Origin of the sequence: Halomonas sp. A020 (assembly GCF_027943625.1) — a bacterium.
GTDB classification, from domain to species: domain Bacteria; phylum Pseudomonadota; class Gammaproteobacteria; order Pseudomonadales; family Halomonadaceae; genus Vreelandella; species Vreelandella piezotolerans.
Window position 1 is genome coordinate 654,128 of the sequence record NZ_AP022850.1, and the last position, 10,710, is coordinate 664,837.

At 56.3% G+C, this 10,710-nt stretch carries 9 protein-coding genes; 1 reads left to right on the plus strand and 8 read right to left on the minus strand.

The window, feature by feature from the left end; all coding sequences use genetic code 11:
• Nucleotides 1-242: 242 nt before the first annotated feature.
• Nucleotides 243-2,990, plus strand: a complete 2,748-nt coding sequence (gene acnA / locus FRH_RS03005) for an aconitate hydratase AcnA (protein ID WP_139525693.1) — start codon at nt 243-245, stop codon at nt 2,988-2,990.
• Nucleotides 2,991-3,058: 68 nt separating this feature from the next.
• On the opposite strand, the gene FRH_RS03010 is transcribed toward acnA, so the two are convergent.
• The 8 genes from FRH_RS03010 to FRH_RS03045 form a co-directional block, all read right to left on the minus strand.
• Nucleotides 3,059-4,738, minus strand: coding sequence for an NAD-dependent malic enzyme (locus FRH_RS03010; RefSeq protein WP_139525694.1), 1,680 nt, complete (start codon nt 4,736-4,738; stop codon nt 3,059-3,061).
• A gap of 177 nt (nt 4,739-4,915) precedes the next feature.
• Nucleotides 4,916-6,127, minus strand: a complete 1,212-nt coding sequence (locus FRH_RS03015; protein ID WP_281997709.1) for a YeeE/YedE family protein — start codon at nt 6,125-6,127, stop codon at nt 4,916-4,918.
• A 221-nt stretch (nt 6,128-6,348) separates the two neighbouring features.
• The gene (locus FRH_RS03020) at nt 6,349-6,768 is read right to left on the minus strand and encodes a hypothetical protein (RefSeq protein ID WP_281997710.1); all 420 of its coding nucleotides are present in this window, start codon (nt 6,766-6,768) and stop codon (nt 6,349-6,351) included.
• Between the two features lie 4 nt (nt 6,769-6,772).
• Nucleotides 6,773-7,696: a hypothetical protein gene (locus tag FRH_RS03025; RefSeq protein WP_281997711.1), complete on the minus strand. Its 924-nt coding sequence runs from the start codon at nt 7,694-7,696 to the stop codon at nt 6,773-6,775.
• Between the two features lie 26 nt (nt 7,697-7,722).
• Nucleotides 7,723-8,130 carry a hypothetical protein gene (locus FRH_RS03030; protein ID WP_281997712.1) on the minus strand — a complete coding sequence of 136 codons (408 nt, stop codon included), beginning with the start codon at nt 8,128-8,130 and terminating at the stop codon, nt 7,723-7,725.
• A gap of 236 nt (nt 8,131-8,366) precedes the next feature.
• Nucleotides 8,367-8,966, minus strand: a complete 600-nt coding sequence (locus FRH_RS03035; protein WP_281997713.1) for a hypothetical protein — start codon at nt 8,964-8,966, stop codon at nt 8,367-8,369.
• Between the two features lie 544 nt (nt 8,967-9,510).
• Nucleotides 9,511-9,885 (minus strand): hypothetical protein, encoded by a 375-nt coding sequence (locus FRH_RS03040; protein ID WP_281997714.1) that lies wholly within the window; start codon nt 9,883-9,885, stop codon nt 9,511-9,513.
• A gap of 87 nt (nt 9,886-9,972) precedes the next feature.
• The gene (locus FRH_RS03045; RefSeq protein ID WP_281997715.1) at nt 9,973-10,707 is read right to left on the minus strand and encodes a hypothetical protein; all 735 of its coding nucleotides are present in this window, start codon (nt 10,705-10,707) and stop codon (nt 9,973-9,975) included.
• Between the last annotated feature and the right edge of the window lie 3 nt (nt 10,708-10,710).

Sequence of the window (10,710 nt, forward strand, 5' to 3'; positions counted from 1 at the left end):
TAACGTTGCAAGAGAGTCTGCCTGAAATGGCGTCAAGTACAAGCGATTACAAGGGCTCGCCTACGCTATTAGGCGAAGACGGCTTGAAAGCGCACCGTGAAACACCCATGTCTGATTAATCAGCCATACTGATATTACGTCAGTCGTCGTTAAACACCACGATGAGACCGCCATAGCCAACATCGCCATACCCAGATAAACAGTGACCGTCGCGCAACGCCAAGCAATCAGAGGAGAATGGAATGAGCAAGATACCCAACACGCTTCATACCTTGACGGCAGGAAGCCAAGAGTATCACTACTACAGCCTGCCCACGGCGGCTGAGACGCTAGGCAATATCGACCGACTGCCCAAGACGCTCAAAATCCTGCTCGAAAATCAGCTGCGTTTTGCAGACGATGAGAGCGTCGAGCGGGACGATATGCAGGCGCTGGTGGACTGGCAAAAAGAGGGCAAATCCAGCCGTGAAATTGGCTACCGGCCGGCGCGGGTATTGATGCAAGACTTTACCGGTGTGCCTGGCGTGGTCGACCTCGCCTCCATGCGCGCGGCGGTGGAAAAGCTGGGCGAAGACCCTGCCCGCATCAACCCACTCTCTCCAGTGGACTTGGTGATCGACCACTCGGTGATGGTCGATAAGTTCGGTCATCCGACGGCGTTCCAGGAAAACGTCGATATCGAGATGCAGCGAAACGGCGAGCGCTACGAATTCCTACGTTGGGGCCAGAAAGCCTTCGACAACTTCAGCGTCGTGCCACCCGGCACCGGGATTTGCCACCAAGTCAACCTGGAGTACCTAGGCCGCACGGTGTGGACCAAAGAGGAAGATGGCAAGACCGTTGCTTACCCCGACACGCTCGTAGGAACCGACTCTCACACCACCATGATCAACGGCCTGGGTGTGCTGGGCTGGGGGGTGGGCGGCATCGAAGCGGAGGCCGCCATGCTGGGCCAACCGGTCTCCATGCTCATTCCGGAAGTGATTGGCTTCAAATTGACCGGCAAACTGCGCGAAGGTATTACTGCCACGGACCTCGTTCTCACCGTGACTGAAATGCTGCGCAAAAAAGGCGTGGTCGGTAAGTTCGTCGAATTTTATGGCGACGGCTTAAAAGACCTGCCGCTAGCGGACCGCGCCACCATTGCCAATATGGCCCCTGAGTATGGCGCCACCTGTGGCTTCTTCCCGGTGGATGACGAAACGCTCAACTACCTACGCCTAACCGGCCGTGAAGATAGCCAGATTGCCCTGGTCGAGGCTTACAGCAAGGCCCAGGGCCTGTGGCGTGAGCCGGGCGATGAGCCGATTTTCACGGACACGCTCAGCCTGGACATGAACGAGGTAGAGGCCAGCCTAGCGGGCCCCAAACGCCCGCAGGACCGTGTTGCACTCAAAGATATGGTCAGTGCGTTTGGCAAGGTCATGGAAGAAGACGGCAAGGCGCTGCCCAGCACCGAAAAGGGCAAGCTAGCCTCTGAAGGCGGCCAGACCGCCGTGGGCATCGACCGAAGCTACGAACACGACTTCAAACACAGTGATAGCCAGACCGTCACGATGGGCGAGCAGGACTTCAGCCTGGACCCCGGTGCCGTGGTCATTGCAGCGATTACGTCGTGCACGAACACCTCGAACCCCAGCGTGATGATGGCAGCAGGCTTGTTGGCGCGTAACGCCCGTGAGAAGGGCTTGACCACCAAACCTTGGGTGAAAACATCGCTCGCGCCCGGCTCCAAAGTCGTCACCGACTATCTCGCCGCGGCCAGCCTCGACGATGACCTGGATGCGCTGGGCTTCAACCTCGTGGGCTACGGCTGTACCACCTGTATCGGCAACTCAGGCCCCCTGCCAGAAGAGATCGAAAAAGCCATCAACAATGGCGACCTCACCGTGGCATCGGTGCTGTCGGGCAACCGCAACTTCGAAGGCCGCGTTCATCCCCTGGTCAAAACCAACTGGCTGGCATCGCCGCCCCTGGTCGTTGCCTATGCACTGGCGGGCAACGTGCAGTGCAACTTGACCACCGACCCGCTCGGCCAGGACAGCGACGGCAACCCGGTGTATCTTAAAGACATCTGGCCTTCGCAGGCCGATATCGCCAGCGCCGTCGAGAAGGTGAACACCGAGATGTTCCGCAAGGAGTACGGTGCCGTCTTCGAAGGCGATGAGACGTGGAAAGCCATCAAAGTGCCGGAGGGTAAGGTCTACGAGTGGCCAGAATCGACCTATATTCAGCACCCGCCCTTCTTTGAAGGCATGCAGCGGGAGCCAGACACCATCGAGGACGTGAAAAATGCGCGTGTCCTGGCGATGCTTGGCGACTCCGTCACTACCGACCACATCTCGCCAGCAGGCTCCATCAAGCCCGACAGCCCCGCCGGCCGCTACCTACAAGAGCACGGCGTGAAGCCGGTTGACTTCAACTCCTACGGCTCGCGCCGGGGCAACCATGAAGTCATGATGCGCGGCACCTTCGCCAACGTGCGGATCAAAAACGAAATGCTCGACGGCGTGGTAGGCGGAGAAACGCGCCATGTGCCGAGTGGTGAACAGATGGCCATCTACGATGCCGCCATGAAATACAAAGAGGAAGGCACGCCGTTAGTGGTCATTGCCGGTAAAGAGTATGGCACCGGCTCCTCGCGTGACTGGGCAGCCAAAGGCACCCGACTGCTGGGCGTGCGTGCTGTGATCGCCGAGTCCTTCGAACGCATTCACCGCTCTAACCTGATCGGCATGGGCGTGGTACCGCTGCAATTCCCGGAAGGCGAAAGCCGTGAGAGCCTGGGATTAACGGGGGATGAAGAGATCTCGATTGCGGGGTTGAGCGATTTGAGCCCCGGCGGTAACGTTCAGGTCGTGATTAAAAATAGCGACGGCGAACGTACCGTTGATGCCAAGTGCCGAATTGATACCGTCAATGAGCTGGCGTACTACCGTCACGGTGGTATCCTTCACTACGTGCTGCGCAAGATGATCGGCGCAGCCTAAAGGTACGACCTACCAATGCTTGCATCGCCCCCACCTCGGTGGGGGCTTTTTTTGCTCGGGTGCCGAGATTAGAAGGCGCGGCGGCGATAGAAACGATACTCCGGCGACCAGCACGCAGACTCGATACGCTCGCGCAGCGCGGTACCGCTGGTTTTCAACGCGACGCCGTTTTGCTGCGCTTGCGCGGCCACCTCGAAGGCTATCGATTTGCTAATGTCACGGATGCGCGACAGCGGCGGCAGCAGCGCGCCTTTACCCTCTTTCACCAGCGGTGCTTCACGCGCCAGCGCCCTTGAGGCACTCATCAGCATCTCATCGGTGACCCGGTTGGCATTCGCGGCAATCACACCCAAGCCAATGCCGGGGAAGATATAAGCATTGTTGCACTGGGCAATCGGATAGGTGCGGCCGTTATACACTACGGGGGCAAACGGGCTACCGGTCGCGACCAACGCTTGGCCATCGGTCCAACGAATCACGTCTTCTGGTACCGCTTCAGCCTGCGAGGTAGGGTTGGAGAGCGGCATGATGACCGGATGCTCGCAGCCTGCGTGCATGGTCCGAACGACTTGCTCGGTGAAGATACCGCGCTGACCGCAGACACCAATCAGAATCGTTGGCTTGATGTTGGCAATGGTCTCTTCAAGCCCTTGGCCATTCCACTCTGCGACCAGGGCAGGGTCATGAGCTAAGCGACGCTGAAAATCCCGCTGCCACGACTGATCCGTGGTCATGAGCCCTTCACGGTCGACGATGAAGATACGTGCCCGTGCTTCGGATTCGGTCAGACCTTCGGCTTCCATGGCCACGACCACCTGCTCGGCAATACCGCAGCCCGCAGAGCCACCGCCCACGAATACCACACGCTGCTGGGCAATCGTCTCTTCACGGGCTTGGCAAGCCGCCATGAGCGTACCGACCACCACAGACGCCGTCCCCTGCACATCATCGTTAAAGCAGCACAGTTCGTTACGATAGCGCTCTAGCAGCGGTACGGCGTTAGCCTGAGCGAAGTCCTCAAACTGCAGTAGCACGTTCGGCCAGCGACGCTTCACGGCACAAATGAACTCCGCCATGAAGGCATCGTACTCTTCCTGACTCACCCGCTCATGACGCCAGCCCATGTACATCGGGTCATCCAGCAGCGCCTTATTGTTCGTTCCTACATCGATCATGATGGGCAGCGTATAGGCCGGACTAATCCCGCCACAGGCGGTGTAGAGCGCGAGCTTCCCAATCGGAATACCCATGCCGCCGATGCCCTGGTCCCCCAGGCCCAAAATACGCTCGCCATCGGTGACGACGATCACTTTGACGTTATCTTTGGTAGCACTGCGCAGAATGTCATCCATATGCTCGCGATCGGGGTAGCTAATGAATAGCCCCCGGTGGTTGCGATAAATATTGGAAAACTCCTGACACGCCTGCCCCACCGTCGGCGTATAGATAATCGGCAGCATTTCCTCCAGGTGCTCTGACACCAGCCGGAAATAGAGCGTTTCGTTATCGTCTTGAATGGCGCGTAGATGGATATGGCGTTCGAGATCGCTATGGCACTGCTGGTACTGACGGTACACACGCTCCAGTTGGTCGTCGATGGTTTCGACTTTTTGGGGTAGTAGCCCTATCAAGTTAAACGCCAACCGCTCCTCTTGAGTAAACGCGCTGCCTTTGTTCAATAGCGGCATTTCAAGTAAAGAAGGACCGGCGTAAGGAATGTATAAGGGGCGTTTACTCGTCGTAGACATAGGCACTCTCTTTTTATGTCAATTGCTGTTGCAATGCAGCAACGCTGGGCGTTGGCGGCGTTTGAGCGTAATGTAACATGCTAGTACGACAAAGGTGGAAGAGACATAAATAAAGGGCATAAAAAAAACGCCTCGGCATTGCCGAGACGTTTTCTAGACGCCACTAACGTGAGTCTTCTAACAGCTTTTGGCGACGGGTCGACGTCCCGCTTCCCCATCAAAGAAGAACGGGCGCAGCTTAACCCCCGCCATGTTCCCGGCGAACGCCGCCACCATCCATACCCAGCCGTGGAGGCTGCCAGAGGCAATACCGCTAAAGTAAGCGCCGATGTTACAGCCAAAGGCCAAGCGGGCGCCGTAACCCAGCATGATTCCACCGATCACTGCTGCCAGTACCGATTTCAGTGGAATGCGGAAGTTGGGTGCAAAACGTCCTGCCAAGCTCGCGGCGGCCAAGGCGCCAAGCATAATGCCGACGTTCATCACCGTGGTAATGTCGCTCCATAAGCTGGCTTCCAGCGCGGCGGCATTGCCAGGCGATTGCCAATAGCCCCACTGGCTCACGTCGCCACCTACCAGTTCAAAGCTTTTGGCGCCCCATAGCGCAAACGCGGAAGTGATCCCCCACGGACGCCCCGCCAATGCCAGCGTGGCAAAATTCAGCAGTGCCAGCGCCACCGCGCCGGCTACCAGCGGCCAAGGGCCCGACAACCAACGCTTACTACCCGGTTTATCCACTACCGGGGCCTGCTCCAAATGGCCATGGCGGCGCTTTTCCATCATCACTGTGAACGCAGCAATCGCGGCAAACAGCACCAAGCTGATGCCGATGCCTCCCCCTACACCGGCGACATTGACCAGCGATACCGGTTGGAAAGCAGGCAGGCTTTGCCACCACGCAAAGTGAGCGGTGCCAATCACCGAGCCGACAATGAAGAACACCAGGGTAATCAGCATGCGCGCGTTACCACCGCCTGCGGTGAAGAGCGTGCCAGAGGCACAGCCGCCGCCTAGCTGCATACCTACCCCGAACAGAAAGGCACCGACCAGCACTGACAGACCAATGGGGGCAACGAAGCCACTCACCTCGGTACCAAACAGGCTGCCCGCGCCGAGCGCGGGGAAGAACAGCACCACCGCAATCGCCAGCATGACCATTTGCGCCCGCAGCCCACGACCACGGCGTTCGGTAATGAAGACCCGCCACGCGGCCGTAAAGCCAAACGCCGCATGGTAAAGCACCATGCCCAGCAGCCCGCCCACGATCATCAGCAAGCCGATGTTAGCGCTGAACACCACGCCAATGACCAGCGAACTCAGCACAATGGCCGCCGTCGCTAAAAGAGGCACGCGATAATTGATCGGTGCCGACGTTGAGGTCGTTGCCATAATTCACCTATAAGTAACGCCAAAAGCGCCTGCAATAGCGAGGCGCTTGGCTAATTTGGACAATAGTTATAAGCCTAACGTTGAGCTGTAAAGGCCGGAAATTCTTTATTCAAAGGTACATATTCTAAAAAGCAATATAAAGTCAGGCAGCAGGTCTTAACGGATTCACAACGTCAAATGCAAAAGGACGATTTCGCTGGCACACGGATATTCACTACTACTCACTCATACCGCTCAGACGACATTAACGCCAACCGGACGGGTCTGATCTTTTTCGCTTCGGAGGAAGAGGACACCATCGCCCACACCGCTGGGATCATGACTATCACGACAACTCCGATAGGCACTAGGCCCAAGAAACTGCCAATACCCACCAAAAAAGCGGCTAAAGCAGCGATAGTGACCCACGTGCTGCCTTTCCCTGTCACCTTATCGACATGAGTGAGATGAGCGGTCAAATCGGCCCGTTGGTCCTGATCAAGTGAAGCTTCATGGTGGCATTGTGGGCACGTTAACGACTCCCCCTCCTTGAGCGTGGTGACCTGCTTGCCCTTGGCAAACCATGAATGACCACACTGGCCGCAGGTTACGATGGCCAGTGTATCCAAAGGCCAATGCTCCTGTTTCGTCGCGCTATCCATTACGTCATCCTTGTCGTTGACCATGGGGTGACGATGCCTGCTCTACCTTCGCCCGGAAGGGAAACGAAGGATAGGGAGATTGTGCAGTCGGTGGCGCCGCTACCCTAAAACGTTTTTCAATATCGCCCATCTCCACGAATTTCTCGCCGCGTTGATAGGCAGCACGCACGTGTTCGCTCAACTCACTCACGGCTTGGGAGGGCTTGGCCCACTGGGACTCAGGGAGGGGCTTTGACCACTCCGCCAACCAGTCGCTGGGCACGGCTTTGGGAAGGATATGCTTCGTGCGGTACTCGGTGTACCAGTGGGCAAAGCGGGCATGCTCCCACAAGCGCTTACGTCGAAAGCGCCGCCAGCGGGCCATGTCGTTAGTGCGTTCGCATTCGGCTTTTTCGCGGGCCACGTAGGCGTCGTACCACTCCACGCCCCACTCTCGGGCGGCGGAAGTGGTGGCATCGATGCCCTCTTCCATAAAGCGGCGGATGTACTCCCACTGGGCCAGGGCCCCCGGCAAACCGCCCACGCCAACGATGATGCCTGCCCCAGGCAGGGTGTAGCCAGGGCGCTCGGGGTCCGGCGGCAGCAGCGCGAAGCTCCAGCCAAAACCGGTGATGGCCCCCGGCCCCAAGCTGGGGTTGAAACCACACACCGCCACCACGTCCTCCCAAGGCACCAGTACCGTACGGCGCTCGCGCTTGCAGAGTCGGCAGATGAGATCGTAAAGGGGGGGGTATACAAAGAAAAAAGCGAACCCACCAACATGCAACAGCAAAAAGCCAAAAGGAAAACTCTCACGAGCACCGCGCAGCCACTCGCCTATTTCAATGAGGCCCATAAACCCAGAGGCAGTCACCGCCAGACTAGCCGTCGAGGCGAGCCAAAGATTTTGAGGGGCAGGCAGCCAGAAACGACCTGGAGGATCAACCACAAAAGCCACTTCACGACGCTGACGATTCAACCGAATGGGCGGCATACGTTTGAATAACGTATTGAGCCAGAGAATTGCCAGAGTAAAGACGAATAGAAAACTTGCATACAGCCCCCCCCCCATGCGGCTGCTAACTGAAGGTCAGGAGGAAATCCCCCGATACCTATCCATACAACAAGGAAGAAAGCCATCATAGCTACGACGCCTACGCTCAGCATATGCCCCGCCGTCATCATGCTATCCGGGCTGGCCCCCTGGCGAATATCCATAGTGGCTTCATCGTGGCGCACGTCAATATGCGCCACGTCTACGGCGTACTCACTATTCACCGGTAACGGCAAGGGGCTTAGGCAGTACTGCTCGCCCCCAGCGCGGCTTTCCCGTTCACCCGCGCGCATGGGCGGTAGCGCTTTATTGGGAGTACTTTTAAACATGCTTCATCCTTGTTCAGGGTGCCCAGGGGGTCAGCGGCATGCTGGGCCAAGTACCTATTTCAACGCTCTGAAGCCGAAGGCCCGATCGCTGGCGACGAATGGTGGCGCAGCGTAGAGGCTAGGGAAGGCAGGCTGCCTTCCCTGGGTATAAGTAGAGGTAGGTCGCATGCACCGTCTGCGGCGATATTCGTCTCTCTACTAATAGGTTAGTGCCGTGTTCGTTTAGCCAATACTTATCAGGCTTCCAGCCCCTGCCTTTTGTAGGCTACCGAAAACACCACTTCAAGCGGCAGCGCCGGGTCGTGTGCACGTATGCGGCGCACTTCCTCGGAGAGCTTGGTCAGTTCCTCACTTGGTTTAGCCCACTGCTCTTCCGGCAAGGGTTGCGACCACGCCACCATATCCGCAGGCAGTAAATTAGGCCGCGTTTTGCTCAGACGCTTATTATCCCATTCCGTTAAGTAACCCGGCAGGTTCCAGAGCTGGATGATGTCGATGGCGTACCAAAAGCTCCAGTACAGCCAACCGATCTCCCCGTTGGCTCGGCGCTGATTGATATGGCGACGTGCGTTGCGCAGCGTGTGCACGTCTTCCCAGGGTGGGTCGTCTTGATTTCTCACTACTTGAGGATCCTGCACCTCGGCCAGTGAATGGACCTCGTACTCCATAGAGGCACGGATGGCTTCCCAGTGGCTGATGGCCAGGGGTTTGGCCATGGTCATGAATTCCTGTTTGAGCCACAAGCCGGTCTCTGGATGCGCGTAGCCAAACCCCATACCGAACTGCTGCTGGACGCCGTATTGGGTCGCACCACGGGCCTCTACCACCCAAGCCATCAGTGATTCCCAGGGAACGATCACCGTTTCTTGCCCGCCCTCCAGCACAAAACAGACTTCGCGCCGTTGGCGGTGAAAGCGAACGGGGGGGGGTATCCCGCAGAAGTCTAAGCCCTGTCCAGTGGCCCCAATACATGGCCAAAAAAACAGCCCCCCCTGCAAGTCCTGCCCAAAAACCAAACTTGTAGACATCCCACATAAAACCGAAAGATGTACCAGGCATCATTATCCAAGCCAAACTAGGAATAAAGAGAGCTAATAAAAGCAATAAAGTGAACGTCCCACCAGTCAGTAATTGCCAGCCAAAAGCATCCATATACCCGCCACCCACATCCAGCCAGACGTCATTCAAGTTGCTAATGGTGTCGTTCAAATCCAGCGCCTCATGCGTCGTCGGTAGAGGGCTTGGGGCCAAGTAGGTAATACGGCCACCAGGGATGGCTTGAGCATCCCCCGCCTTATGAGGCTGGGCCGCATCTGGCTGAGGCAGGTCTGGTGCCTTCTGACTCATAATGGATATCCTGTTCACAGTAATATAAAAAACTCAAGCTTCAACGAGCTGCCAACGACCAGGATCACCGCGCCGCGCAAAAGAGGAAGGCATGTAGCGCTTACCACTACCGACTCCACCACGGGGGTCAATATAGATATATGCCTCGCTTGCTTGGGATTCACCTTCACCACCCAGTTGCACGGCCCCCCGTTCACCTTGTTGGGTGGGGCTTTTTTCATAACTGTTTGCAGATGCCCAGAACCCGCCTCGAGCATTTTCGAATAGCTTGACGGTTTCACCCGCCAGCACAGCGGGAAAGGCGATTTGTACCCAGCAGCCCTGATACGCTCGTGATATTTTCTCCCTCCGCAATGCTCTCATGAGATTAACCGAGAACTGATGCAGGATTGACAGCAGGGTCATCACGAGCTTGAACGGGGCCTTATTACTATCTTTTTATATCAGCCCCTTCGCTTCAAAATGTAATACCGCCGGCTCGCGAAAAGCCGAGTTTTATGGTATGTCAATTTTTCCTTCTTCATATTTAGCATGAGGCAGGTGCTCCTTGAAGAACTGAATGCGGTCATCCAGTTCTTCGGGAAGGCAGTAGAGAAGATGCGTTCTCGGTCGATAGCTAGAATTACGCTTGAAAGGCTTCCACTGATACGTCAACGCAATCATGCTTCGTTTTCGCCAGACCTTGATATGCTCCGTTTTTGTCCAGTCAATCTCTTCATGTCGACTTCCTCGGGCCATTTCCTGGTAGCCTTTTGATGATCCCATCATCCAGGCCGCGAAGCCCATTGCCAGCGGCCCTAGGCTAGTAATAAGTAGCGAGGGGTCCATGAGAATCAGCACCAGAACGATCGGCATTAAAATAATAGCGGACCATTTTAAAAATGGTTTTACTGCATCCATTTGTGGTTTCCAGGAGCACACTTCAGCATTTTTCTTTGTAAACCGGTAAACCAAAATGGAGGTCTGATGAGTCATGCTCATGGGAATCAATATCGCCATGAGCAATCCCCCCCCCCCGAACAAAGTAGCGGATAAAACCGATTCATCCCCAGTCATCAAGAAGAAAAAAATAAATAAAGATGAAATAATCACTAAAACTACTAACAAAGAGTTAGCTACAAAAACATTATAATTACGCGCCCTAATCTGCCAGCTCATAATAGCTGTCTCATCTGCATGTCTCCACGGCATCTGAGAGACATAGTCCTGTTTGGGTTGTGCAAACCACATATC